The 25,767-nt window shown below is 64.6% G+C and carries 19 protein-coding genes; 11 read left to right on the top strand and 8 right to left on the bottom strand.

The window, feature by feature from the left end:
* Window positions 1-180 precede the first annotated feature (180 nt).
* Complete coding sequence (gene dnaK / locus LB564_RS17770; protein WP_224539657.1) at window positions 181-2,097, bottom strand: molecular chaperone DnaK; 1,917 nt, start codon at window positions 2,095-2,097, stop codon at window positions 181-183.
* Window positions 2,098-2,585: 488 nt separating this feature from the next.
* Here dnaK and LB564_RS17765 point away from each other — a divergent pair, with 488 nt between their 5' ends.
* The 5 genes from LB564_RS17765 to LB564_RS17745 all read left to right on the top strand — a co-directional run bounded on the left by LB564_RS17765 (window position 2,586) and on the right by LB564_RS17745 (window position 12,141).
* Entirely contained in the window at window positions 2,586-4,547 is a 1,962-nt protein-coding gene (locus LB564_RS17765; protein ID WP_224539655.1) for a hypothetical protein, read from the top strand.
* 10 nt (window positions 4,548-4,557) lie between these two features.
* Window positions 4,558-8,403, top strand: a complete 3,846-nt coding sequence (locus tag LB564_RS17760; RefSeq protein WP_224539654.1) for a DUF11 domain-containing protein — start codon at window positions 4,558-4,560, stop codon at window positions 8,401-8,403.
* A 219-nt stretch (window positions 8,404-8,622) separates the two neighbouring features.
* A complete protein-coding gene (rpe, locus tag LB564_RS17755) occupies window positions 8,623-9,300 on the top strand; it encodes a ribulose-phosphate 3-epimerase (protein WP_224539652.1) in 678 nt (225 codons plus the stop codon).
* Between the two features lie 395 nt (window positions 9,301-9,695).
* Entirely contained in the window at window positions 9,696-10,442 is a 747-nt protein-coding gene (locus tag LB564_RS17750) for a GntR family transcriptional regulator (RefSeq protein ID WP_224539827.1), read from the top strand.
* Window positions 10,443-10,617: 175 nt separating this feature from the next.
* Window positions 10,618-12,141 (top strand): malonate--CoA ligase, encoded by a 1,524-nt coding sequence (locus tag LB564_RS17745; RefSeq protein ID WP_224539650.1) that lies wholly within the window; start codon window positions 10,618-10,620, stop codon window positions 12,139-12,141.
* Window positions 12,142-12,174: 33 nt separating this feature from the next.
* On the opposite strand, the gene LB564_RS17740 is transcribed toward LB564_RS17745, so the two are convergent.
* The 5 genes from LB564_RS17740 to LB564_RS17720 are packed head-to-tail and all read right to left on the bottom strand — an operon-like array spanning window position 12,175 to window position 17,155.
* Window positions 12,175-13,287, bottom strand: coding sequence for an NAD(P)/FAD-dependent oxidoreductase (locus LB564_RS17740; protein WP_224539649.1), 1,113 nt, complete (start codon window positions 13,285-13,287; stop codon window positions 12,175-12,177).
* Between the two features lie 10 nt (window positions 13,288-13,297).
* Complete coding sequence (gene nagA / locus LB564_RS17735; RefSeq protein WP_224539647.1) at window positions 13,298-14,470, bottom strand: N-acetylglucosamine-6-phosphate deacetylase; 1,173 nt, start codon at window positions 14,468-14,470, stop codon at window positions 13,298-13,300.
* On the bottom strand, window positions 14,467-15,501 hold the full coding sequence (locus tag LB564_RS17730) for an SIS domain-containing protein (RefSeq protein ID WP_224539645.1): 1,035 nt from the start codon (window positions 15,499-15,501) through the stop codon (window positions 14,467-14,469). The genes nagA and LB564_RS17730 overlap by 4 nt, the downstream gene beginning before the upstream one ends.
* A complete protein-coding gene (locus LB564_RS17725; RefSeq protein WP_224539643.1) occupies window positions 15,498-16,280 on the bottom strand; it encodes a GntR family transcriptional regulator in 783 nt (260 codons plus the stop codon). The genes LB564_RS17730 and LB564_RS17725 overlap by 4 nt, the downstream gene beginning before the upstream one ends.
* Window positions 16,277-17,155: a BadF/BadG/BcrA/BcrD ATPase family protein gene (locus tag LB564_RS17720; protein WP_224539641.1), complete on the bottom strand. Its 879-nt coding sequence runs from the start codon at window positions 17,153-17,155 to the stop codon at window positions 16,277-16,279. Before LB564_RS17720 ends, LB564_RS17725 begins: the two co-directional genes overlap by 4 nt.
* A 200-nt stretch (window positions 17,156-17,355) precedes the next feature.
* Here LB564_RS17720 and LB564_RS17715 point away from each other — a divergent pair, with 200 nt between their 5' ends.
* From LB564_RS17715 to LB564_RS17690, 6 genes are all read left to right on the top strand, one after another.
* The gene (locus tag LB564_RS17715) at window positions 17,356-18,306 is read left to right on the top strand and encodes an N-acetylmuramic acid 6-phosphate etherase (protein WP_224539640.1); all 951 of its coding nucleotides are present in this window, start codon (window positions 17,356-17,358) and stop codon (window positions 18,304-18,306) included.
* 116 nt (window positions 18,307-18,422) lie between these two features.
* Entirely contained in the window at window positions 18,423-19,682 is a 1,260-nt protein-coding gene (locus LB564_RS17710) for an ABC transporter substrate-binding protein (RefSeq protein WP_224539637.1), read from the top strand.
* 250 nt (window positions 19,683-19,932) lie between these two features.
* Window positions 19,933-20,862 (top strand): carbohydrate ABC transporter permease, encoded by a 930-nt coding sequence (locus LB564_RS17705; RefSeq protein WP_224539636.1) that lies wholly within the window; start codon window positions 19,933-19,935, stop codon window positions 20,860-20,862.
* Between the two features lie 11 nt (window positions 20,863-20,873).
* On the top strand, window positions 20,874-21,713 hold the full coding sequence (locus LB564_RS17700) for a carbohydrate ABC transporter permease (RefSeq protein WP_224539634.1): 840 nt from the start codon (window positions 20,874-20,876) through the stop codon (window positions 21,711-21,713).
* Window positions 21,710-22,771 carry a Gfo/Idh/MocA family protein gene (locus LB564_RS17695; RefSeq protein ID WP_224539632.1) on the top strand — a complete coding sequence of 354 codons (1,062 nt, stop codon included), beginning with the start codon at window positions 21,710-21,712 and terminating at the stop codon, window positions 22,769-22,771. Before LB564_RS17700 ends, LB564_RS17695 begins: the two co-directional genes overlap by 4 nt.
* 15 nt (window positions 22,772-22,786) lie before the next feature.
* Window positions 22,787-23,785 carry an ABC transporter ATP-binding protein gene (locus LB564_RS17690; protein ID WP_224539630.1) on the top strand — a complete coding sequence of 333 codons (999 nt, stop codon included), beginning with the start codon at window positions 22,787-22,789 and terminating at the stop codon, window positions 23,783-23,785.
* Between the two features lie 192 nt (window positions 23,786-23,977).
* On the opposite strand, the gene LB564_RS17685 is transcribed toward LB564_RS17690, so the two are convergent.
* Together LB564_RS17685 and LB564_RS17680 are read right to left on the bottom strand one after the other, a co-directional pair.
* Window positions 23,978-24,823 carry a fumarylacetoacetate hydrolase family protein gene (locus LB564_RS17685; RefSeq protein WP_224539628.1) on the bottom strand — a complete coding sequence of 282 codons (846 nt, stop codon included), beginning with the start codon at window positions 24,821-24,823 and terminating at the stop codon, window positions 23,978-23,980.
* A 210-nt stretch (window positions 24,824-25,033) separates the two neighbouring features.
* Window positions 25,034-25,765 carry an SDR family oxidoreductase gene (locus LB564_RS17680; protein ID WP_224539626.1) on the bottom strand — a complete coding sequence of 244 codons (732 nt, stop codon included), beginning with the start codon at window positions 25,763-25,765 and terminating at the stop codon, window positions 25,034-25,036.
* Window positions 25,766-25,767 lie beyond the last annotated feature (2 nt).

The raw sequence follows: 25,767 nt of genomic DNA, 5'->3' as shown, positions 1-25,767 counted from the left end.
TGTTTCGATTTAGGATCGGTGCCGCCCGGATGCCAGTGCTGGCGAGCATCCGTCGGGACTTTTCTGTCACTTTTTACGCAAGGCCCCGCACTTTTTCGGCAAGGCCCGCACTTTTTCGGCAAGGGTTGCAAAAAAGCCCGGCCTGCGCCGGGCTTTTCGCATATCTTGCCGTCAGGCCCTTCAGGCCGACTTCTTCTTGTCGTCGTCCTCGTCGATTTCCTCGAAATCGGCATCGACCACGTCGCTATCCTTGGCGGCATCCGCCTTGGCGTCGGCTTCCGCCGCGTCCTTCTGCGAGGCCTCGTACATGGCCTGGCCAAGCTTCATGGAAGCTTCGGCAAGCGCCTGGCTCTTGGCCTCGATGTCGGCCGGGTCATCGCCTTCCGCAGCGGTCTTCAGCGCCGCGATCGCATCCGAAATCGCCGTCCGCTCGGCCTCGGAGACCTTGTCGCCATATTCCTTCAGCGACTTCTCCGACGAATGCACAAGCGCTTCGGCCTGGTTGCGGGCCTCGACCACGGCGCGACGCTTCTTGTCGGTGTCGGCATTGGCCTCGGCGTCCTTGACCATCTTCTCGATGTCGGCGTCCGAAAGACCACCCGAGGCCTGGATGCGGATCTGGTGCTCCTTGCCGGTGCCCTTGTCCTTGGCCGACACGTTGACGATGCCGTTGGCGTCGATGTCGAAGGTGACCTCGATCTGCGGCACGCCGCGCGGCGCCGGCGGGATGCCGACCAGGTCGAACTGGCCGAGCGCCTTGTTGTCGGCGGCCATTTCACGCTCGCCCTGGAAAACGCGGATGGTCACGGCCGACTGCGAATCCTCGGCCGTGGAGAACACCTGGCTCTTCTTGGTCGGAATCGTCGTGTTGCGTTCGATCAGCCGGGTGAACACGCCACCCAGCGTCTCGATGCCGAGCGACAGCGGCGTCACGTCGAGAAGCAGCACGTCCTTGACGTCGCCCTGCAGCACGCCGGCCTGGATGGCGGCGCCCAAAGCGACGACCTCATCGGGGTTGACGCCCTTGTGCGGCTCCTTGCCGAAGAACTGCTTCACGATCTCCTGGATCTTGGGCATGCGGGTCATGCCGCCGACCAGGACCACTTCGTCGATCTCGCCAGCCTTCAGGCCAGCATCCTTGAGTGCCGCCTTGCACGGTTCGATGGTGCGCTGGACGAGATCCTCGACCAGGCTTTCGAACTTGGCGCGGGTCAGCTTCAGCGTCAGGTGCTTCGGGCCGGTCGCGTCGGCGGTGATGAAGGGCAGGTTGATCTCGGTCTGCGTCGTCGACGACAGCTCGATCTTGGCCTTCTCGGCCGCTTCCTTGAGGCGCTGCAGGGCAAGCTTGTCGGCCTTCAGGTCGATGCCCTGTTCCTTCTTGAATTCGGCCGCCAGATACTCGACCAGGCGCATGTCGAAATCCTCGCCGCCGAGGAAGGTGTCGCCATTGGTCGACTTCACCTCGAACACGCCGTCGCCGATTTCCAGCACCGAAATGTCGAACGTGCCGCCGCCAAGGTCATAGACCGCAATGGTCTTGCCTTCCTTCTTGTCGAGGCCGTAGGCTAGTGCCGCGGCCGTCGGCTCGTTGATGATGCGCAGCACTTCCAGGCCGGCGATCTTGCCGGCGTCCTTGGTGGCCTGCCGCTGGGCGTCGTTGAAATAGGCCGGAACGGTGATGACCGCCTTCTCGACCTTCTCGCCGAGATAGGCTTCCGCCGTTTCCTTCATCTTCTGCAGGATCATGGCCGAGATCTGGCTGGGCGACTGCTTCTTGCCGCCGGCCTCGACCCAGGCATCGCCATTGTCGCCCTTGACGATCTTGTAGGGGACAAGCTTCTTGTCCTTCTCCGTCACCGGATCGTCATAGCGGCGACCGATCAGGCGCTTGACCGCGAAGATGGTGTTTTCAGGATTGGTGACCGCCTGGCGCTTGGCCGGCTGGCCGACGAGACGTTCGCCGTCGCCCGAGATGGCGACGATGGAAGGCGTCGTGCGCGCGCCTTCCGCATTCTCGATCACCTTCGGCTCCTTGCCGTCCATGATGGCGATGCAGGAGTTGGTGGTGCCGAGATCGATACCGATTACTTTTGCCATTGTTCTAGTCTCTCCGCTAAGCAGGCTTTCAGGACCCGTAAGGCGTTCCGACGAAAGCCCCTGTTCACAAGAAATCCCGTTCGACGACCGGTGTTCCGGCGCCGCACGGCTTGGCGCGTATATAAGAACAGGCGGCATCGGGCGCAAGCATTCTGCGCAAGGCTTCCATGAACCTTTCCGTGCCAGCCCGCGACTGATGTCCAGGCGCCGCATGGTGCGGCCCTGGAAAGGAAGCCCCCATGACCAGCAACCCAGAGACTCCACGGTCTCCGGGACCAACGGGAGCTCGGCGCGGCCACCGCCTTCGGGACGAGGTCGATGCGCTGGGCTTCCGGTTGATTCCGTTGACCCTGCGGAAGAGCAAGCGTATTCTAATGGAGAGGAAAGCAGACAATTCGATCAGGGAAGAACGAGCCGGACCACCGCGCCTTGCCCTGATTTGCGCGGCAAGCCCGGACGTTGCTCCCCTGGACTACGGGGGTAGTGTCATGTCTCGCATCCGCGGCTCGTTCGTGCCTTCTCTCTATGGCCATTTGCGCAGGGCCGCCCATGCGGGCGGCGGCTTTCTGGCGCTGGCGCTGGCCGCCGGCCTGTTGTCGGGCGGCGCGGCCCGGGCGCAGGAAACCCAGATCATCTATCCCGGCTCGATGGCGGTCACCGGCTTCCCCGGCACCATCATCCCCGATTTCGACCAGGGCTTGCCGCCCGGCGTCGACCCGGTCGACGAAACCTTCATCGACACCTCGCGCGCCACCTTGCGCGTGTTCGACGTTTCGCACCTTGGCGGTCCGGCCTCGGGCCAGCTCGTCTTCACGCCGCCGCCTTTCGAGGTGACGGCGGGCCAGATCGGCGAGGTGTTCGGCCTGACCTATGATGACGGCGTGCGCGACGGTGTGCCGTCGGATATCCCCAACCTCTACGCCGCCGCAACTTCGCTGCATGGCGTCGAGATCGTCACGCCGGATGCCGACAAGGACGGCAGGCCGGAACGGCAGCGCCGCGGCACGGCGGGCGCCACCTTCATGGATGGCCAGTTCGGCACCGAAAACGGCGGCGGACCGGGCACCATCTGGAAGATCGACGGTATCTCAGGCCAGGTCGCCAAATTCGCCGACATTGATACCAATAGCGGCCCCGGCATCGGCAATATCACCTTCGACCCCGTTCATCGCCAGTTCTTCGCCTCCGACCTCGACACCGGCCTGATCCATCGCATCGACGCCGGCGGCAGACTGGTCGACACGTTCGACCACGGCGTCGCGGGCCGCCCGGCGCATGGGCTGCCCCCGGTCGCCGACGATGGCGCGGTGATGGATATACAGGGCGCGGCCTTCGACACCGAAGACCCCGACAGCTGGGGCTACACCCAGGACGAGCGCCGCGTCTGGGCCGTCTCCTATCATGGCGGCCGGCTCTACTATTCGGTCGGCGAAAAATCCGAAATCTGGTCGGTGGGCATTGCCCGCGACGGCACCTTTGCCGGTGATCCGCGCTGGGAACTGACCGTGAAGGCCGACAAGGACTACGCCGTCACCGACATTGCCTTCGACAACAGCGGCTTCATGTATCTCGCCCAGCGCGGTCCGGTCGAAAACCGCTATGATTACAGCCGGTTCGCCGATTCCGGCAAGGGCGAGGTGATCCGCTACTTCAGAGAGGATCCGGACAATCCGACGACGGAATCGGTCTGGGCGGAAACGCCGCAGGAATACGCCGTCGGCTTCCCGCAAGGCAACCGGCAGTCGGCCGGCGGCCTCGACCTGCAATATGGCTATGATTTCGACGGCAATCTCGACACCTCCGTCTGCACGCAGACCTTGGTCAACACCGGCGACAAATTGCGCGACAATCCCGAGCTTGCCGAAAAACTCGCCGCCGGCGGCCCGCTCGCCGTGCATGGCGTGCAAATCACGCCCAAGGACCTGGTCAAGCCGGCCAACGTGCCGCCTTTCGGCTCCTGGTTCGTCGATTTCGACGGCTATTTCGAAGACCCCGAAGTGGAAGGCCATGTCGGCGACGTCGCCGTCTGGCATCCCTGCGAGGGCCGTGCCGGCTATTACGAGGAAATACCGGGCGGCTATGAGCCACCCTTCTACCCGCCGGACTTCCCACCGCCCGGCAATCTGCCTCCGTGTCTCGATGTCGAGGACGTGCAGTATTACTGTACGCCGCGCGGTCTCGAGGCCGATCTCTATCTCCATGACCATGCCGGCTTCGGCGGCGATTCGATCAAGGTCCAGTCCAGGACGCCAGGCGTCGGGGTGACATCACCCATGTCGCATGCACCGGGCAAGCCTTACACGATCGACATCACCGGCCACTATCCGGGCGACCGAGTGGATGTCGGGCTGTGCTTCTACAGGAAGTCCGACAAGGACAAGGGTGGCTATTACCCTTGCTGCAAGATGACCTTGCCGCTCCGCACCCCCGCCGTCAGCTGCGAACGTTGAGGAGGCAAAGATGAACATTCTTGCCCTGTCCTCACCCGTAAACGCTCAGCAAACCGTCATGGAGACGATCATGAAACCCCTGTCATATGCCAGGCGCGGTGCGCGCTGGCTGATGGCGGCCGGTATCGCGGTCGCCACGCTTGCCCCCCTGCAAAGCCAGGCGGAAGACACCACCCCGATCACTCCGGAACAGAGGCTTGACCTCGACAATTCGCGTGTCGTCAACCCCAGGCCGGAGCGGCTGGTCCCCTTCTTCACCAAGAAAGGCACCCAGCGAAGCTGCGACTATGTCCTCTATTCGCTGAGCTTCGGCCTGCGAGGCGATCCGCGAGGTTTTGCCGATCCGGGCATGATAGCCCTGTTGAAGAAGCTCAAGATCGAGTTCAAGGACCAGCTTCCGCACGGCTTGGCCATCGTCGGCGCGACGGTCTCCGGAGACGGCACGGACGCCTCCGGCGGTCCGCTGTCCGGCGTTTCGATCAGCACCTCGGCAAATCCAAACGACACGGCCACGGTCTCCGATTTCCGGCTTTCGGCCGCCGATCTCGACGGCGCCGGTGCCGCCAATGAACGCGTCATCACCTTCCAGATCACGGCCAAGATCGACCATGCGGCGTTTCCGTCGCCGACCACAGTCGACAATCAGGGCCTGATCAAGGTGAGCAACGAGGCCGGCACCGGCACCATCATCCCGTCGCAGGATCCGGGCAAGCCCGATGACGGCGACTACAAGACCGGCGCGAAGACCTCGATCCGCATCGACCTCACCAACTGTGACAAGCGGCCTCCGCCGCCGACCGACCATGAATGCTTCAAGGTCGAGCGCGGCACGGTCGACTGCGTCCCCGGCGGTGGCGCCTTCATCTACCACATGCCTGTCGGCCCCGAGATGGGCGGCAAGTGGGTGCAGGTTTCGACGACCTCACCAGGCATCACCATCATCCCCGACACCCAGAAGGTGCCGGCGGGCGGCGGGGTGCTCAACTGGAAGATCGTCGGCGCTTCACCCGGTGACGTCATCCATCTCGTCGTCACCGGCATCGAGACCTATGCCGGGCCGAAGGAAGGCTGGGGCCTGTGCTGCACGCAAACCATCGACATCATCATCCCGCGTGACCAGAGGTGCCCGCCCAAGGACAAGGAACCCGACCTCAAGGTTGAAAAACATGCTGATGTCACACGCTGCACGATGGGTGGTGGCTGCGACTTCACCATCCGGGTCACCAATGTCGGCACCGCGCCCTACAACGGCAAGATCGTGCTCGACGAGGTGACGCTGCCGGCCGGCTCGACGCTCGATTCAGGGCCCAATCCGCCCTGGGTCTGTGCGCCGGGTACCACCCCGATGACGTGCACCTATCCGGTCACTACGCTCAATCCGGGGGCCTTTGTCGACCTCAAGCTCGGCTTCAAGCCGGCCGGAGGCTGGCAAGGCAGCGTGCTGCGCAACTGCGCCACCTACAATTACGGCGCCAGCGGCAAGCCGCTGTTCGGCAGCCAGGCCAATGACCGTGCCTGTGCCTCGATCCCGATCTGCCGGCGCGGCGACCGCAACCCGGATTGCCAGCCGCCGGTCGACAAGAAGGTCGACCTGATCCTGAAGAAGCGTGCCCGCACCGAAGTCTGCACCGCCGATGGCGTCTGCACCTTCATCATCGACATCATCAACAACGGCACATCGACCTATAACGGGCCGCTGACGGTGATCGACAACTACCCAAGCGGCGCGCCGACATCCTCGACCTTCGGGCCGAGCCCGCCCTGGACATGCGGCCCGAACGGCCCCGGCCAGTTCCGCTGCGACAATGCCGGCATCTCGTTGCCGGCGGGCGCCTCGACGCCGATCTTCGTCAAGGCGGTCGTGCCAGCCGGTTACCGGTCCGACACGGTCGAGAACTGCGCCGAGGTCAAGGCCATTCCCGGTGAGGTCGACCTCACCAACAACAAGGCCTGCGCCAAGGAACGCATCCGCCATCCCAATGGCGGCCAGCCGACCTTGCGCATCACCAAGGTGTGCAACGGCTCGCTCGCCGGTGCGTCGCTGGTTTCCTGCCGCATCACCGTCAGCAGCGTCGGCACAGCCGCCCCCACCGGTCCGGTGCGGGTCAACGACGCCGCCACTTTGGTGTCGGGCGGTGCGCCCGTCCAGATCCAGACCGTCACCCCCGACGGCGCGGAATGGGCGTGTGGACCGGTTCCGGCCAACACGCTGTCGTGCCAGATACCAGGCGCCGTCATGACGCCCGGAACCTCCAGGCACTTCGACGTGACGGTTTCGGCCAATGGCGAGTTCGAGAACTGCGCGCGCGGCTCCTATGGCCCGGCGCAGGGCGACGACGTCGTCTATCCGATCGGCCAGGCCTGCGCCAAGGGCGGCGGCTCCTCGACCATCCGTGTCGAGAAGACCGGCGACCGCGAATGCAGGCTCGGCCAACCCTGCTCGTTCGACATCACCATCACCAATGACGGGACGAGCCCCTTCTCCGGTCCGGTTCGCATCGGCGATGCGATCGGCGTGGAAGGGCTTGGCCGGCTCGAAGGCGTCGAGATCACCTCGATCGACCCGCCCTTCGGCTGTTCGCCGGAGCCGACGACCCTGCCGGCCTCCTGCATAGCCAACCTGACGCTCGGCGCTGGCGAGAGCCAGTCACACCGCGTGACGGTTGTCATCCCCGACGATGGGCGTCTCGCCAATCTGCAGGGCAACGTCGATGGCCAGAACTGCGTCGGCGTGCTCTCTCCCGACACACGGGTGCAGGGCGGCGGCGACGTGCTGTCCAGGGACGCCACCAATGTGCGGGGCAAACGCGGCAAGGCCTATTCGTGCCATCCCTTCATCATCACGCATGAGGTGAAGAACCAGTGCTCGCCGGGCTTTGTCATGAACGATGCCGGCAGATGCGTCTGCCCGGAAGGCACCACCTTCCGCAACGGCCAGTGCACGGGCGGCGGCACCAATGTTCTGCCGACGCCTCCGCCGAAGCGCTGCGTTCTGCTGGAAGGCCAGATCCGCACCGAGGACGGACGCTGCGTCTGCCCGCGCGGCACCGCACTCGAGAACGGAAAGTGCGTCAGTACCGACCAGCCCGAGCAGTGCACCATCCGCGGTCAGATCCACAATGCCGACGGCGATTGTGTCTGCCCAAGGGGCACCGAGGTGCGCAACGGCGCCTGCCGTCCGCTCCGGCCGAAGCCCGAGCAGTGCACCATCCGTGGCCAGGTCCACAATGCGGATGGAGACTGCGTCTGCCCGCAAGGGACCGAGGTGCGCAACGGCGCCTGCCGACCTGTCCGGCCGAAGCCCGAGCAGTGCACCATCCGTGGCCAGGTCCACAATGCGGACGGGGACTGCGTCTGTCCGCAGGGGACCGAAGTGCGCGACAGGGCCTGCCGTCCGATCCGGCCGAAGCCTGACCAGTGCACGATCCGTGGCCAGGTCCCCGACGCCAATGGCGATTGCGTCTGCCCGAGAGGCACGGAGGTGCGGGACGGCGCCTGCCGGCGCAAGCAGCCGCAACTGGAGCAGTGCGACATACGTGGACAGATCCACAACAAGCGCGGCGAGTGCGTCTGTCCGCGTGGGACCGAGGTGATCGACGGCGCATGCCGCCGGCCCAGGGAGCAGGAGGAATGCGCGCCAGGCTCGCAGATGATCAACGGCCAGTGCCAGCCGATCATCAGGCGGCGTTGCCCGGAAGGTACGATCGGGCGGTATCCGAACTGCCGGCCGATCCGCGGTCAGCCGTCTCTGGAGCTCAACCCGGGCCAATTGCTGCAATTGCTGCCGCGGCGCCAGCAGAGCGACCAGCAACAGGATCCTGCTCCAAACAGAATCCTGAAACTCCAGCAGCAGTAAGTCCGCGCTTCACCGAACGAGAAACCCGCCGGAGCAATCCGGCGGGTTTCTTCATGATCCGCGCAGGCGGTGGATTTGGCGGCCGAGGACCAGCGCGCGCCGCGACGTTACCCCTGCCTGTGGAACCGCCATACTTGTGCCCTCGACAAGTCGCCGGGAGCGCTTTAGGCAGTCGGTTTGGGACGACCGTATGAAAAGGGCGTCCGGAAAGGCCTCGAGATGAGCAAAAAAACCTTGATCGCACCGTCGGTGCTGGCATCGGATTTCTCGAAGCTCGGCGACGAGGTCGAGGCTGTGGCGGCGGCCGGTGCCGACTGGATCCATCTCGATGTCATGGATGGGCATTTCGTGCCCAACATCACCTTCGGCCCGCCCGTCATCAAGGCGATCCGCGACCGCACCAAGGCCTTTTTCGATTGCCACCTGATGATCGCGCCCGCCGATCCCTATCTGGCCGCCTTCGCCGAGGCCGGTTGCGACGGCATGACGGTGCATGCCGAGGCCGGGCCGCATCTCGACCGCTCGCTGCAGACCATCCGGAACCTCGGCAAGAAGGCCGGCGTCTCGCTCAATCCGGCGACGCCGGAAACGGCGATCGAATATGTGCTCGACCGGCTCGACCTGATCCTGATCATGACCGTCAATCCGGGTTTTGGCGGGCAGGCCTTCATCCCGGCAATGGTCGACAAGGTAAGAAGGGTCAAGGCGTTGATCGGCGACCGGCCGATCCGCATCGAGATCGACGGCGGCGTCTCTCCGGAAACCGCGCCTCTGGTCACCGCGGCCGGCGCCGACGTTCTGGTGGCCGGTGCCGCCATCTTCAGGGGTGGCAGTGTCGAGGCGTACCGCGCCAACATCGAAGCGATCAGGACGGCGGCCGACAAGGCCGTCGGCTAACTCCGCGCCATCGCCCGGTTCTCAATCCCGTTAGGCCACTAAGAACATGGTGCGGAGACGGCCCTTCGGCGTCCCGGCCGAATCAAATCCGTACGGAAAGCCTGATTCGGCCGAACCTTGCCGCTGTCTTTGCGCGCGACAGAAAAGATGCTCTCACGGGACCAAGGAAACAGATAATCCTGCGTGCATACAAAACACGTTAAGTTCTGCTGGTTGTAGAGATATACGAATTCCCGCGATCGGACGGCGGTTCGGGTATATTTCTTTGTTCTAAAGTACAATAGCGCTATCTTCTGCTTGAGCAGCGAAAGTGCGGCGCTATATGATACATGTACAGAAGGGGAATTTTCGGACTCGAATTGCCCAAGATGACAGTTGGGGACAAGGAGTCGCTTTTGACATACGGAGCTGCCAATCTGAACGACGACGGCACGGGAGCCAAGAGTACGCTTGCCAGCACGGTCTATCATCAATTGCGTGATGATCTTCTGAGCGGCGCTTTGGAAACCGAAAGCAAGCTGCGCGTCGAGTGGGTCGTTTCCAAGTATGGCGCCGGTGCCTCTCCGGTTCGCGAAGCCCTCAATCGTCTTGCTTCCGAAGGTCTCCTTGGTCGCCACGACCAGCGTGGCTTCTTCATCATGCCTGTCAGCGCGAAGGAGCTCGAGGAGCTGACGCGCACCCGCTGCTGGCTCGAGGAGCGGGCGCTGCGCGAATCGATCGCCCACCGCACGGCCGAATGGGAAGAACAACTGGTGCTGGCGCTGCATCGCCTCGGGCGCGCCTCACGGCTTTCGCCGCAAATTAGCTCGTCGCTCGATCCGGACTGGGAGAAATTGCACCGCACCTTCCACCGGGTGCTGATCTCGGCCTGCCGTTCGCACTGGCTGGTGGGATTCTGCGATCAGCTTTCCGATCACGCCTACCGCTACCGCCAGATGGCCAATGACGGCGAGAACGTCCAGCGCGACGATTTCGCCGAGCACCGGCTGATCGCCGAAAATGCGCTCGACGGAAACGCGGATGGCGCCGTCCGGGCCCTGATCGATCACTACCAGCTGACCGCCGCCATGTGCATGGAACGCTTCAAGCAAGACGAGGCGCCAAAAGCCGCCGCCGTTCCGGGCCGGCGCATCCATCGTTGACGGCTGTCTGATCGTCGCGCTTTGCTGTCCTATCCTTTTTCAATCTTTCGGTAGACGGGTGCCGCGGGTAGCCGTCAGCGGTCTTGACGGCAGGGCTGGGAAACGCGAACGCTTCGCCTGCGTGCCGACCCGAACATGGCCGGTGCGCCAGTCGCGGCCACCCCAGGAAGTTTTCATGAGCAATCATCTGTTCGATGCATTCCGGTCCCGGATGCCGGCGCCCGGGCGTCTGCTGATGGAGACCGATGATGGACGCTCGTTCACCTATGGCGACATGCTGGCGCGCTCGGCGCAGCTCGCGCATGCGCTGCTGCAAATGGATGTCGCGCCCGGCGACCGGGTTGCCGTGCAGGTCGAGAAGAGCCCGGAGATGGTTCTGCTCTATCTCGCCTGCGTGCGCGCCGGCGCCGTCTTCCTGCCCCTCAACACCGCCTATACGCTGGCCGAGCTCGGCTATTTCTTTGGGGATGCCGCGCCTCGGGTGATCGTGTGCGACCCGGCACGGTCGGCGGATATCGCGGGGATGGTCGAGCCGTCCGGTGCCGTCGTGGTCACGCTCGACCGCGATGGCCAGGGATCGCTCGCAGACCAGGCATCGCGGCAGTCCGGCGATTTCCATGATGTCGAGCGCGGCGCGGACGACCTTGCGGCGATCCTTTACACATCGGGAACGACCGGCCGTTCGAAAGGCGCCATGCTCAGCCACGAGAATCTCGCCTCGAACGCCCGGGTCCTGGTCGAGCAATGGCGCTTCACCGGGGATGACGTGCTCATCCACGCGCTGCCGATCTTCCACACGCACGGCCTGTTCGTCGCCACCAATGTCGTCCTGATGGCCGGCGCCTCGATGCTGTTCGAGCAGAAATTCGACGCGGGCCGCATCGTCTCGCTGCTGCCGCGCGCCACCGTTCTGATGGGCGTGCCGACCTTCTACACCAGGCTGTTGCAGCAGGAGGGCCTGGACCGCGAGGCGGCGAAAAACATCCGTCTTTTCGTCGCTGGCTCCGCGCCGCTGCTGGCCGAGACGCACAAGGCATGGCACGGTCGTACCGGCCACGCCATCCTCGAGCGCTACGGCATGACCGAGACCAACATGAACACCTCCAATCCCTATGACGGCGAGCGGCGCGCCGGCACTGTCGGCTTCCCTTTGCCGGGCGTGTCGCTGCGCATCGCCGATCCCGAGACCGGCAAGCCACTTGCCCAGGGCGAGGTCGGCATGATCGAGGTGAAGGGGCCGAACGTCTTTGGCGGTTACTGGCGCATGCCGGAGAAGACCAAGGCGGAATTCCGCGCCGACCGCTTCTTCATCACGGGCGACCTCGGCACCATCGACGCCGATGGCTACGTCCACATTGTCGGTCGCGGCAAGGACCTGATCATATCAGGCGGCTACAACGTCTATCCCAAAGAACTTGAAAGCGAGATCGACGCGCTCGACGGCGTCCTGGAAAGTGCCGTCATCGGCCTTGCCCATCCCGACTTCGGCGAAGGCGTCACCGCAGTCGTTGTGCGCTCGCCAGCGTCGCGGATCAGCGCGGCCGAGATCCTCGACGCCATCGCCGGCCGCATGGCGAAGTACAAGCATCCGAAGCAGGTGATCTTCGTCGACGACCTGCCGCGCAACACGATGGGCAAGGTGCAGAAAAACTTGCTTCGCGACACCTACAAGGATCTTTACGCTTACAAAGCCGGCTAAGTAGACATTCCGCTTCGGCGCGCGAACGCCGGCTCAGGCCGGGTACAAGAGTTCGACGACATGGTCGGCGATCGCCAGGCTCGCCGTCAGGCCGGGGCTCTCTATGCCGAACAGATTGACGATCCGGCCCGCGCCGTGATCGGCCGGCCCCTGCACCAGGAAGTCCGCAGCGGGCTGCCCGGGTCCCGAGAGCTTCGGCCTGATACCGGCATAGGCCGGCTGCAGGGCATGGTTGGCAAGGTCGGGCCAATAGCGGCGGATCGCCTCGTAGAAGACGGCACTTCGGCCGGGGTCGACCGTGTAGTCGACGCCGTCGATCCATTCGACGTCGGGGCCAAAGCGTGCATTGCCGGCGAGGTCGAGCGTCAGATGAACGCCGAGGCCGCCCTCGACCGGAACCGGATAGATCAGCCGTGAAAACGGCGACCGCCCCGGAAGCACGAAATAATTGCCGCGCGCCAGCCACTGCCGGGGGACGAAATCGCTCGGGAAACCCTCGATTCGCCCGGCCAACGCCTGCGCGTCGAGGCCAGTGGCGTTGATGAAAGCGCCGGCCGCGAGGGCGAAGGTCTCGCCACTGGCATCACGTGTATCGATACGGATCCCGCCAGCTTCGATCGTCGCCCCGGCAACGGAAGTGAGGAAAGCGAAGGATGCACCGGCCGCTTCGGCGTCGCCGCGCAGCGACAGCATCAGCCCATGGCTGTCTATGATGCCGGTCGATGGCGACAGCAGCGCGCCGGCACATGTCAGTGCCGGTTCCAGCCGCTCCGCCTCGCCGCGCGTCAAAAGCTCGACATCGTCGACGCCGCAGCGTTTCGCATTGGCCTCGATCGCCCGCAGCCCGTCCGCCTGGCCGGGCTCGCTGGCGACAATCAGCTTGCCGGCGCGGCGATGGCCGATATTGTGTTCGGCGCAGTAGGCGTAGAGAAGCCGCCGGCCTTTGACGCAGAGCCGGGCCTTCAGGCTGCCGGGCACGTAATAGAGCCCGGCATGGATGACTTCCGAATTGCGCGAACTGGTGACGGTGCCGATCGCGTCGGCTTTCTCGATCACCACCACCTCGCGGCCCGACAAGGCAAGCGCCCTGGCAGTGGCAAGCCCGACGACGCCTGCTCCGGCGACGACACAATCGATTGTCTGCATGGCCTCGCTCTCAGCGTGGAGCGACAGCCTCGAACACCTTGTCGCCGCCGATCCAGACGCTTCCTATGCCAAGATCGTCCGACAGCGCAACGATGTCCGCCGCCGTGCCATTGGCAAAGCGGCCAAGCCGGTGCGACTGGCCGATCGCCTGCGCCGGATAGAGCGAAGCCATGCGCAAGGCTTCGGAAAGTTCGATGCCGACGGTGCGGTGCATGAACCGGATGGCCGAGATCATGTCGAGGTCGGCCCCGGCCAGCGTGCCGTCGGCAAGTCTCAGGCTGCCATCCCTGCGGTAGATGGTGCGGCCGTTCAGCGTGAACGCCGTCATGTCGGTGCCGATCGTCGCCATCGCGTCGGTGACCAGCACGATCCTGCCCGGTCCCTGCTTGGCATCGAGCGCGATCCTGATCGTTGCCGGATGAACATGGATGCCGTCGGCGATCAGACCGGCCGACAAGGCACCGACATCGATGGCCGCACCCGCCAGTCCGGGCTCGCGGTTGCCGATCTGGCTCATCGCGTTGAACAGATGCGTGACCACGCTGGCGCCGGCCTCGGCGAAGGTTTTTGCCGTGGCAAAACCCGTGTCGGAATGACCGAGGCTGACGATGATTCCGGCCTTGGCCAAGGCCGCGACGCGGGCCGGGTCGACGGATTCCGGCGCGATCGTGGTGAGCAGCACCGGCAGCTTGTCCCGCGCCGCGATCAGCATGGCCTGGTCGGCATCCGTCATCGGCCGGATCAGCGCCGGATCATGCGCGCCCTTGCGGGCGACCGACAGATGCGGACCTTCCAGATGCAGGCCTAAAAAGCCCGGCACTTTTTGCAGCGCTGCCGCTTCGCCCGCGGCGATGGCGGCCGCGGTGATCGCGGGTGTGTCGGTGATCAGCGTCGGCAGCAGCGCCGACGTGCCGAACGGCGCGTGCGCGCGGCAGATGGTTTCGATGGAGGCGACATCGGGATGGTCGTTGAGCATGACCCCGCCGCCGCCATTGACCTGGATGTCGACGAAGCCCGGCACCAGCATGCCGCCGCCCGTGTCGACGGCGCGAATATCGGAAGCGATGGCGCCAGCCGGCACGATGGCCTCGACGAGGCCCTCACGCACGACAAGGGCGGCACCTTCATGCCAGTCGTCGCCGTCGAAAATGCGGGCGCCGGTCAGGGCAAAACGGTCGCTCATACGGTCTCCGTCACCTTGCGAAGGTTGCGCGGCGCATCCGGATCGAGGCCGCGATGGCGGGCAAAGGCCTCGACGAACATGTAGAAGGAGACGATCAGCGTCAGCGGATCGGTCAGCGGATGACCGGTAGCGACATGCGGCAGCCGCGTGGCGCGGTTGGCAAGTGCCGAGGTGACGAACACCGGCGCGCCCTTGGCCGCCAGGCTGTCGGCGGCTTCGGCGACGGAGGGCTCGGACGCATCGCGCGCGGCCAGCGCCAGCACCGGAAAGTCGGGGCCGATCAGCGCCAGCGGGCCATGCATGACCTCGGCCGCGCTATAGGCCTCGGCATGCATCCCGCAGGTCTCTTTGAATTTCAGCGCTGCCTCGTTGGCCATCGCCGCCGACGGGCCGCGGCCGAGGATGAACAACGACTTCTGCTTCTCGATCGTTTCGGCCAGCACGCTCATCCAGTCGCAGGCGATCGCCTTGCCGAAATGCTCGGGCAGGCGTGCAAGCGCCGCAAGCAGCGCTTCGTCGCCGGTCGAATGCGCCATCAGGGCAAGACCGGCAACGGCGGAATTGATGAAGGTCTTGGTGGCCGCGACGCTGCGCTCCGGTCCGGCCAGGATGTCGATCGCATAGTCCGAAACCCGCGCGAGCGGCGAATCGGCGGTGTTGGTGACGGCGATGGTCAGCGCGCCGCCGGCCCTGGCGGTTTCGGCCATGGCGACGATGTCGGGGCTCTTGCCCGACTGCGAGATCGCGAGACACGCCGAGCCGTCAAGCCGCAGCTTGCGGCCGTAGATCGAGGCGATGGAGGGGCCGACAGAGGCGACGGCAAGGCCGGCGGTCAGCTCGACGGCGTATTTCATGAAGGTGGCGGCGTGGTCGGACGAACCGCGCGCCACGGTGACGACGAAATGCGGGTCGCGTTCCCGGATGCCGCGGCCGGCTTCGGCCAGCACGGCGCCGGAGCCGTCGAGCAGGCGGGCGACGGCCTGCGGGATCTCCTCGATCTCGCGCTGCATATGAGTGGTGTTGGCAATCATGGTCGGCCCTCTTCGCTCGGCCCTGTCAGCCGCAGTTCGGCGACGAAATCATAGGCGTCGCCCCGGTAGATGGAGCGGGTGAATTCGATCACCTTGCCGCTCGCCAGATAGGAAATCCGCTCGATATGCAGGCCGGCAATGCCCGGCGGCACTTCCAGCAGGCGCGCGTCACTGTCGCCGAGATTGGCAGCGGAGATACGCTGCACCGCCCGCACCGGCCGGTTGCCGGTCAGTTCCAGCGCCGCGTAGAGCGAGGAGCCGATGCCGGCCGGGTCGGGCAGCACGCTGGCCGACAGTGAGGCGCGCTCGATGGCCAGCGGCGTGTCGTTGGCGATGCGCAGGCGCGCCACGCGCGCCACCAACTCGTTCGATGACAGGCCGAGCACCATCATCTCGTCGGGCGAGGGGGCGTAGAGGCCGCGATCGAGCCAGGCCGAACGCACGGCCATGCCGCGTCGCGCCATGTCCTCGGTGAAGGAGGTCAGCCGCGACAGCGACTGCTCGACGCGTTCCATGCGCGGCGCCACGAAGGTGCCGGAGCCGTGGCGCTGGACGAGAATGCCGCCCTTGACCAGGTCCTGCACCGCCTTGCGCACGGTGACGCGGGAGATATCGGCCTTGGTGGCGATGTCGCGCTCGGAGGGCAGCGCGTCGCCGGGCCCGATCACGCCGCGATTGACGGCGTCCTCGATGCTCTTCCTGAGCTGCAGGTAAAGCGGCGCGCCGCTCTGCGAGGATTGCTTGAGCGTGGCGAAGATCTGGTCGGCGGCATCGCTCATCGTGCGGCCTCCGTCCTGGCGAACAGGCGCGCCGCCATCTGGACCGCACCGCCGAGCGCATCGTCGAGCGGTTCCTTCAGCAGGGCGCGGTAGCGCGCCGACAGGCGCGGCGCATAGAGCGGCGCCAGCCCGCCGAGCAGGCAGAGCGGCGCGCCGGCGGCGAGGTCGAGCGCGCCGAGCGAGGCCTCGACATCGGCGACCGCCCTGTCGAGGATCCAGTTGGCGACGATGTCGCCCTTCCCAGCGTGTTCGAACACTTTCGGTGCGAAGCCGCCGAAATCGCCTGGTTTGGCGTTGGTGGTGAACTCGACCACGTCCTCGGGATTGTTGCGGAAGACGGCCATCATGCTGTCGGTCAGCGGCGAGGCCTGGCGCACGCCATCATGCGCGAGCAATGTCTGTTCCAGGAGGTCGCGGCCGATGCGGGCGCCACTGCCCTGGTCGCCGACCTGGAACCCCCAGCCGCCAATGGCGCGCGATTTGCCATCCTTGCGTGCCATATAGGCGGTGCCGGTGCCCAGGATCGCCATCGCGCCGTCACCGGAACCGACGGCGCCTTCGAGCGCGATCTCGGCATCGGTCTCGACGCGGCTGATGCTGAACGGCAGGATTGCCTCGAGCTGCTGCCGGTAAGTGCCGACATTGGCGCCGGCAAGCCCAAGAATGGCGGGTGTCTGCGGGATCAGCTCCGGATCCTGAGCGGCGGCGATGAAGGCCTGCCGCGCCGCATCGACGATGTTGGCGCGCGCTCCGGTAAGGTCGGTGCGGATGTTGGCGGCGCCGCTCTTGGCGCGGCCGAGGACGATGCCGTCCACTGTTGCCAGGGCGGCCCTGCAGCTGGTGCCGCCGCCATCGATACCGAGCACGAATTTCACGCGATTTCTCCTCCGCGCAGATAATACCAATAAAATACCAATAGCCAAGGCTTAATTTGTCTTTCAAAAAGATTAAGCCGTATTTTATTGAAAAACCTAATCATTTTGCCGGCATAGCGATTTCCAGCCGACGAATTCGTTAATGCGTGTGGACAAGTGGTATTTTTTTGGTATTGTTTTCGAAGTTTGGAGGAGCAGGGATGGTCGAAACGCGCACCGAAGCGCTGCATGGGAACGCCGAGGGGCTGGATATCCAGGCTCCCGAAGCGATCCTCGGTGCGCTGGCCGATGCGCAGGTCGAGGCCGCGAAAGCCGTCCGCAACGCCATCCCCTCTATTGCCAGGGCAGCCGAGATCATTGCCGGCAGCCTCAGCGGCGGCGGCAAGCTTGCCTATGCCGCGGCAGGCAGCTCTGGCCTGATGGCGCTGGCCGACGCGCTGGAACTGCCGGGCACGTTCGGCATCCAGCGCGACCGCATCGCCATCCTGATCGCCGGCGGCGACGACGCTTTCAGGACATTGGCCGGCGGACCCGAGGACGACACCGAGGAGGCCGCGACCGCGGTCTCCAGTGCCGGCATCGGCGCGGGCGATTGCCTGATCGCCCTTTCCGCCTCCGGCACCACGCCCTATGCGGTGCGCGCCGTCGAAGAGGCGCGGCGCCGGGGCGCCGCCACCATCGGCATCGCCAACAACCGGGATACGGCTCTGCTCAGGCAGGCCGACACCGCCATCCTGCTCGAAACGCCACCGGAAGTCATTGCCGGCTCGACCCGCATGGGCGCCGGCACCGCGCAGAAGATCGCGCTCAACATGCTGTCGACGCTGACCGCAATTCATCTTGGCCATGTGCATGACGGCTATATGGTCAACCTCATGGCCGACAACATGAAGCTGCGCGACCGGGCGGCGCGCATCGTCGCCGCCATCAGCGGGCGCGACAGGGAAGAGGCGGCCCGGCTGCTCGAAAAGAGCAGCGGTGCCGTCAAGACCGCCATTCTGCTCGCCGCCGGCGTCGACAGTGCGGAAGCGGCGCGGAAAATACTGGAAGGGACAGGCCAGAAACTGCGGCCCGCCCTTTCCGCGCTGGGGCATGATGCCGAAAAGCGGAAACCGCTTTTCGGAAACGATCGTGCCCGAACAAAGAAATAAAGCCTGTTTCATCCCGATTTCCATCGGGTGAAACGGGCTTTCGAGGGGAACAAGGGTTCCAAAGCCTGGGTTCTCATCAAAACCGAACCTGAAAAAGGTCAACAGGGAGACTGAGCATGACAACGAAACTACTGACGGCACTGCTTCTGGGCACATCCATTCTCGGCTCGGCCGGGTTGGCTCACGCCGCGGACGTAACGCTCAACATCGAAAGCTGGCGCGGCGACGACCTCGCCATCTGGAAGGACAAGCTGATCCCGGCCTTCGAAGCCAAGAACCCGGGCATCAAGGTGGTGTTCGCGCCCTCGGCACCGACCGAGTATGACGCCGCGCTCGGCGCCAAGCTCGCCGCCGGCTCGGCGGGCGACCTGATCACCTGCCGCCCGTTCGACAAGTCGCTCGAACTGTTCAAGAAGGGCAACCTTGCCGATCTCTCGGCGCTGCCCGGCATGGAAAACTTCTCGCCTGTCGCCAAGTCCGCCTGGCAGACCGATGACGGCAAGTCGAGCTTCTGCGTGCCGATGGCGTCCGTCATCCACGGCTTCATCTACAACAAGGACGCCTTCGACAAGCTCGGCATCAAGGTGCCGGAAACCCGCGACGAGTTCTTCGCCGCGCTCGACAAGATCAAGGCCGACGGCACCTACATCCCGATGGCGATGGGCACCAAGGATCTCTGGGAAGCCGCGACCATGGGCTACCAGAACATCGGCCCGAACTACTGGAAGGGAGAGGAGGGCCGCGCCGCGCTGATCAAGGGCGAGCAGAAGCTGACCGACAAGGACTGGGTCGCGCCCTATGAGGAACTGGCCAAGTGGAAGCCTTATCTCGGTGACGGCTTCGAGGCCCAGACCTATCCGGACAGCCAGAACCTGTTCACGCTCGGCCGCGCCGCCATCTACCCGGCCGGCTCGTGGGAAATCGGCCTGTTCAACACCCAGGCCCAGTTCAAGATGGGCGCCTTCCTGCCACCGGTCGAGAAGGCCGGCGACACCTGCTACATCTCGGACCATACCGACATCGGCATGGGCCTGAACGCGGCTTCGAAGAATGCCGACGCTGCCAAGACCTTCCTGTCCTGGGTGGCTTCCGCTGACTTCGCCACCATCTACGCCAACGCGCTGCCGGGCTTCTTCAGCCTGAACTCCGCGCCGGTGAAGATGGAAGACCCGCTGGCGCAGGAATTCGTCTCCTGGCGTGGCAAGTGCAAGTCGACGATCCGCTCGACCTACCAGATCCTGTCGCGCGGCACGCCGAACCTCGAAAACGAGACCTGGGTCGAATCGGCCAATGTCATCAACGGCACCGACACGCCGGAAGCCGCGGCCAAGAAGCTGCAGACCGGTCTCGACAGCTGGTATAAGCCGGCGAAATAAGAGCTCAGGCAACGGAGCAGGGCCGTTCCAAGTGGACGGCCCTGCCTTTTTCGATAGCATCGACCGCGAACGATGGCGCCGCCCCGCATCCGCCTGCCGGCACCTTCTCCCCGTATAGTGACGGGGAGAAGGGACTAGCCGCGACGCTGGCGACCCCTCTCCCCGTCCTTCACGAGGAGAGGGTAAGGGTGAGGGCGGCGCTGCCGGCAAACGCATTTGCCCAGAACCTTGATCGGCGGGGACCGAACTCATGGCCGCACAAACACGACCGAAAAGACCGTTCCGCTGGCATATCGCCGTCTTCCTGGCGCCGGCGGTGCTCGTCTACACCGCGATCATGATCCTGCCGCTGGCCGGCACGCTGCAGCTGTCGCTGTTCCGCAACGTCGACCAGTCCCAGGTCTTCGTCGGCCTGGACAATTTCCGCACCCTGTTCGGCGACCCCAACTGGTCGGTCAATTTCTGGAATGCGCTGAGGAACAATGTCTGGTTCTTCATCATCCACATGCTGGTGCAGAACCCGGTCGGCGTGCTTTTGGCGGCGCTGTTGTCCAGCCCCAAGCTGCGGTTCTCGGCCTTCTACCGCACCGCCATCTTCGTGCCGACCATCCTGTCCTTCGTCATCGTCGGCTTTGCCTGGAAGCTGATCCTGTCACCGCTCTGGGGCGTGGCGCCGCATCTGCTCGATTTCGTCGGCCTGAAAAGCCTGTTCACACCCTGGCTCGGCAAGGAGCAATACGCACTGACGGCGCTCAGCTTGATCTCGGTGTGGCAATTCATAGGCATTCCGATGATGCTGATCTATGCCGCCCTGCTGTCGATCCCCGAAGAGGTGATCGAGGCGGCCGAATGCGATGGCATCACCGGCCTGTCGCAGTTCTGGAAGATCAAGCTGCCGCTGATCCTGCCGTCGATCGGCATCATCTCGATCCTCACCTTCGTCGGCAATTTCAATGCCTTCGACCTGATCTACACCGCGCAGGGCGCACTCGCCGGGCCGAACTATTCGACCGACATTCTCGGCACCTTCCTCTATCGCGCCTTCTTCGGCTTCCAGTTGCAGGTCGGCGACCCCAATATGGGCGCGACCATCGCCACGATCATGTTTCTGATCATCCTCGGCGGTGTCTGCGTCTACCTCTTCCTCATCCAGACGCGCCTGCGTCGGTATCAGTTTTAGAGGGGACGGAGATGAGCATCGCAACCCGTTCACTGCCCCGCGCCATCGGCGCCCACGCGATCCTGCTGACCTACACGGCGATCGCGCTGTTTCCGGTGATCCTGGTCATCATGAATTCGTTCAAGTCCCGCGCCGGCATCTTCGGCGCGCCGCTGACGCCGCCGACGCCAAAGACGTTCGACCTGATCGGCTACACCACGGTGATCGGCCAGGGCGACTTCATCCATTATTTCCAGAACAGCCTGGTCGTCACCGTCGGCTCGCTGTTCTTCGTGCTGCTGTTCGGCGCCATGGCCGCTTTCGCGCTTTCGGAATACCGCTTCCGCGGCAACACGCTGATGGGGCTTTATCTGGCGCTCGGGATCATGATCCCGATCCGGCTCGCCACCGTCGCCATCCTCCAATTGATGGTGGCGAGCGGGCTGGTCAACACGCTGACCGCGCTGATCCTGGTCTACACCGCGCAGGGGCTGCCGCTCGCCGTCTTCATCCTGTCCGAATTCATGAAGCAGGTGTCCGACGATCTGAAGAACGCCGGCCGCATCGACGGCCTGTCGGAATACACCATCTTCTTCCGCCTGGTGGTGCCGCTGGTCAGGCCTTCGATGGCGACGGTCGCCGTCTTCACCATGATCCCGATCTGGAACGACCTGTGGTTCCCGCTGATCCTGGCGCCGTCGGAAGAAACCAAGACGGTGACGCTCGGCGCGCAGCTCTTCCTCGGCCAGTTCGTCACCAACTGGAACGCCATCCTGGCCGCACTCTCGCTGGCGATCCTGCCGGTGCTGGTCCTCTACGTCATCTTCTCGCGGCAACTGATCCGCGGCATCACCTCCGGAGCCGTCAAGTGAGCGTGCAAAAACCCCTTCGTGTCGTCGTCGCCGGGCTCGGCAATATGGGGCGCAGCCATGCGCTGGCCTATCACAACAATCCAGGCTTCGAGATCGCGGCCCTGGTCAACCGCTCCGACGTGCCGCTGCCGGACGGGCTGTCCGGCTATGACATCAGGCGCTCCTTCGACGACGCGTTGCGCGAGGAGAAGCCCGATGTCGCCTGCATCGCCACCTATTCGGACAGCCATGCCGACTATGCGGTGAGGGCGTTCGAGGCCGGATGCCATGTCTTCGTCGAAAAGCCGCTGGCAACGACGGTGGCGGATGCCAAGCGCGTGGTCGCCGCCGCCAAGGCCAATGGTCGAAAACTGGTGATCGGCTATATCCTGCGCCATCACCCGTCCTGGATCAGGCTGATCGCCGAGGCGCGCAAGCTCGGCGGTCCCTACGTCTTCCGCATGAACCTCAATCAGCAATCCTCAGGCCATACCTGGGAGACGCACAAGCAGTTGATGCGGACGACCTCGCCGATCGTCGATTGCGGCGTGCACTATCTCGACGTGATGCTGCAGATCACTGACGCCAGGCCGGTCGAGGTGCGCGGCATGGGCGTGCGGCTGACCGACGAGGTCGCGCCCACCATGTACAATTACGGCCATCTGCAGGTGCTGTTCGATGACGGCTCGGTCGGCTGGTACGAGGCCGGTTGGGGTCCGATGATCTCAGAGACGGCCTTCTTCGTGAAGGATGTCATGTCGCCCAAGGGCTGCGTGTCGATCGTCATGAAGGAGGGCGTCAAGTCGGACGACATCGACACCCACACCAAGACCTCGACCATCCGCCTGCACAGTGCCGCGACCGGCGCGGACGGCAAGTTCCTAAAGCCGGACGAGCTGCTGTCGATGGCAGGCGAACCGGGCCATCAGGACCTCTGCGATCTCGAACAGGCTTTCGTCCTCAAGGCGATCCGCGAGGACCTGGACCTGACCCGCCACATGGACGATGCGGTGCGCTCGCTCGACGTCTGCCTTGCCGCCGACGAGAGCGTGCGCACCGGCGCCGCCGTGAAACTCTAGAACAGGGACGAAGCCGTGGGCTCGCTGAAAATCGAGAATGTGAAGAAGGCCTTCGGGCCGGTCGAGGTGCTGAAGGGCATCGACCTCGAAGTGACGGATGGCGAATTCGTCGTCTTTGTCGGCCCCTCCGGCTGCGGCAAGTCGACCTTGCTCAGGGTCATCGCCGGGCTGGAGGATTCCACCTCGGGCCGGGTGCTGATCGATGGCGAGGACGTCTCGGTCACCCCGCCGGCCAAACGCGGCATCGCCATGGTGTTCCAGACCTACGCGCTCTACCCGCATCTGACGGTCAGGAACAATATGGGGCTCGGCCTCAAGCAGGCGAACACCCCGGCGACCGAGATCGATCGCCGCATCGGCGTCGCCTCATCCATGCTGTCGCTGGAACCTTATCTCGAAAGGCGGCCAGCGGAACTCTCCGGCGGCCAACGCCAGCGCGTCGCCATCGGCCGCGCCGTGGTGCGCGAGCCGAAACTGTTCCTGTTCGACGAGCCGCTGTCGAACCTCGATGCCGCGTTGCGCGTCAACACGCGGCTGGAAATCGCGCAGCTGCACCGCCGCCTCAAGGCGACGATGATCTACGTCACCCACGACCAGGTCGAGGCGATGACCCTGGCCGACAAGATCGTCGTGCTCAACGCCGGGCGCATCGAGCAGATCGGCGGACCTATGGAACTCTACAATGCGCCGGCAAACGAGTTCGTCGCCGGCTTCATCGGCTCGCCCAAGATGAATTTCGTCGACGGTGCGCGTCTGGGCGAAACCGCCAAGACCATCGGCGTGCGGCCCGAGCATCTAACCGTCGATCCGAAGGCCGGCGCCTGGAAGGGCACCGTCGTGCATGCCGAGCATCTCGGTGCCGACACCAATCTTTATCTCGATTGCGAAAAGGCCGGGCTGATTACTGTGCGGATTTTCGGCGTCTACGACGCGGAGCCCGGCACCACGCTTTACGCGACGCCGGAGCCGGGCAAGACCTATCGGTTTGGTGCGGATGGGAAGGTGCTGAAGTAGCTTTCACAGGAAAGGCCAGCGCCGCCCCTCATTGCCCTGCCGGGCATTTCTCCCCGTAGAACGGGGAGAAAGAAGCTGGCGGCGAGGCTGGCGTAATTTGCGAAGTAGCGATGACAGCGTCCTTCTCCCCGTTCACGGGGAGAAGATGGCGCAGCCAGATGAGGGGCAGCGATGACGCCCAAAATCTCGCGCTTAAACGTCAGCCCTAAACGTCTGCTTCTGCTGCCCCAGCCCTTCGATTCCCAACTCCACCACATCGCCGGCCTTCAAAAACACCGGCGGCTTCATGCCGAGGCCGACGCCGGGCGGGGTGCCGGTCGAGATGATGTCGCCGGGATGCAGCGACATGAACTGGCTGAGGTAAGAGACGAGATAGGCAACGCCATAGACCATGGTCTTGGTCGAGCCGTTCTGCATCGTCTTGCCGTTGACAGTTAGCCACATTTTCAGGTTCTGCGGGTCGGCGACCTCGTCCTTGGTGACCAGCCATGGGCCGGTCGGGCCGAACGTGTCGCAGCTCTTGCCCTTGGTCCACTGGCCCTGGCGCTCGGCCTGGAAGGCGCGTTCGGAGACGTCGTGCGAGACGCAATAGCCGGCGACATAGTCCAGTGCGTCGGCCTCGCTGACATACTTGGCTGTCTTGCCGATGACCACGCCGAGCTCGACTTCCCAGTCGGTCTTCTCGGAACCGCGCGGGATCAGCACGTCATCGTCGGGGCCGACGATGGCCGAGCTTGCCTTCATGAAGATGATCGGCTCGGAGGGCACGGTGGCGCCGGTCTCGGCGGCATGGTCTGAATAGTTGAGGCCGATGCAGATGAACTTGCCGGTGCCGGCAACGCAGGCGCCGAGGCGAGGCTTGCCGGAAACAACAGGCAGCGACTTCGCATCGAGCTTCGACAGCATGTCCAGCGACGCAGGATGAAGCGTGGTGCCGGCAATGTCGGCGACATGGGCGGAGAGATCGCGGATCGTTCCATCCGCATCGAGTAGGCCGGGACGTTCGCTCCCCACCTCGCCATAGCGCAGCAGTTTCATGCATCTTCTCCTGATTGCGGCCTCGGGCCGTTCTACAAACTCTCCGCCGGGGCATCAGCCCTTCCGGAACCGGGCCGGACCCTAGCCACCGGCCTGCTTCACGACAAGCGCGGGCAGCCCGTTTTGATCGCCGGTGGGCGGGATTTTCAGACTTCCCGATCCTTCGTCGAACCCGATCGTCCGGTTGCCGGCAATCGTCTCCGGACGCGATCAGATCGACCAGCCGCCGTCGATATTATAGGCCTGCCCGGACGTATAGGTGGCGCCGGCCAGATAGACGGCGAGATCTGCGATTTCCTCCGGCGTGCCGAGCCGGCCCATCGGCTGGCGGGCGATGAATGCGGCACGGGCGGCGTCGTAGTCGCCCTGAGCGTGCATGCGGTCCTGCAGCGACGGGCTCTCGACCGTGCCGGGGCAGATGGCGTTGCAGCGTATGCCCTTGCCGACATAGTCGGCCGCGACCGCCTTGGTCAGGCCGATGACGGCGGCCTTGCTCAGGCCATAGACGAAGCGGTTTGGGACACCCTTGGTCGAGCTGGCGAGCGAGGCCATGTTGATGATCGATCCGTCGCCGCGCTCCAGCATGCCGGGCAGCACGGCCCTGATGGTCCGGACCATGGCGCGGACGTTGAGGTTCAGCGCGAAATCGAGGTCGCCATCCTTCATCTCCAGGATCGAGCCGGAATGGACGAAGCCGGCGCAGTTGAACAGAACGTCGACACGGCCGATCTCGGCGAAGGCCGCGTTGACCGCCTCGTCGTTGAGGACGTCGACCTTGCGGGTCTTGATTCCTGATGTCTTGGCGAGTTCCGCCAGCAGCGTCTCGTTGATGTCGGTGGCATGGACGACAGCACCTGCCTTGGCGAAGGCCAGTGCGCTTGCCTTGCCGATGCCTTGCGCCGCCGCCGTGATGACAACGATCTTGCCTGCCAGATCCGCCATGT

This window comes from Mesorhizobium sp. ES1-6 (assembly GCF_020164775.1).
Taxonomy (GTDB): Bacteria; Pseudomonadota; Alphaproteobacteria; order Rhizobiales; family Rhizobiaceae; genus Mesorhizobium.
Note: the sequence above shows the minus strand (reverse complement) of the source record. Positions and strands in the feature narration are given on the sequence as shown.

What these genes read in the sequence shown, in the direction of transcription:
- LB564_RS17745 (WP_224539650.1), top strand. Translation starts at nt 10,618, where the DNA reads ATGAGCAATCATCTGTTCGATGCATTCCGGTCCCGGATGCCGGCGCCC.
- LB564_RS17685 (WP_224539628.1), bottom strand. Translation starts at nt 24,823, where the DNA reads ATGAAACTGCTGCGCTATGGCGAGGTGGGGAGCGAACGTCCCGGCCTA.
- dnaK (WP_224539657.1), bottom strand. Translation starts at nt 2,097, where the DNA reads ATGGCAAAAGTAATCGGTATCGATCTCGGCACCACCAACTCCTGCATC.
- LB564_RS17725 (WP_224539643.1), bottom strand. Translation starts at nt 16,280, where the DNA reads ATGAGCGATGCCGCCGACCAGATCTTCGCCACGCTCAAGCAATCCTCG.
- rpe (WP_224539652.1), top strand. Translation starts at nt 8,623, where the DNA reads ATGAGCAAAAAAACCTTGATCGCACCGTCGGTGCTGGCATCGGATTTC.
- LB564_RS17730 (WP_224539645.1), bottom strand. Translation starts at nt 15,501, where the DNA reads ATGATTGCCAACACCACTCATATGCAGCGCGAGATCGAGGAGATCCCG.
- LB564_RS17760 (WP_224539654.1), top strand. Translation starts at nt 4,558, where the DNA reads ATGAACATTCTTGCCCTGTCCTCACCCGTAAACGCTCAGCAAACCGTC.
- LB564_RS17715 (WP_224539640.1), top strand. Translation starts at nt 17,356, where the DNA reads ATGGTCGAAACGCGCACCGAAGCGCTGCATGGGAACGCCGAGGGGCTG.
- LB564_RS17710 (WP_224539637.1), top strand. Translation starts at nt 18,423, where the DNA reads ATGACAACGAAACTACTGACGGCACTGCTTCTGGGCACATCCATTCTC.
- LB564_RS17740 (WP_224539649.1), bottom strand. Translation starts at nt 13,287, where the DNA reads ATGCAGACAATCGATTGTGTCGTCGCCGGAGCAGGCGTCGTCGGGCTT.
- LB564_RS17765 (WP_224539655.1), top strand. Translation starts at nt 2,586, where the DNA reads ATGTCTCGCATCCGCGGCTCGTTCGTGCCTTCTCTCTATGGCCATTTG.
- LB564_RS17700 (WP_224539634.1), top strand. Translation starts at nt 20,874, where the DNA reads ATGAGCATCGCAACCCGTTCACTGCCCCGCGCCATCGGCGCCCACGCG.
- LB564_RS17680 (WP_224539626.1), bottom strand. Translation starts at nt 25,765, where the DNA reads ATGGCGGATCTGGCAGGCAAGATCGTTGTCATCACGGCGGCGGCGCAA.
- LB564_RS17705 (WP_224539636.1), top strand. Translation starts at nt 19,933, where the DNA reads ATGGCCGCACAAACACGACCGAAAAGACCGTTCCGCTGGCATATCGCC.
- nagA (WP_224539647.1), bottom strand. Translation starts at nt 14,470, where the DNA reads ATGAGCGACCGTTTTGCCCTGACCGGCGCCCGCATTTTCGACGGCGAC.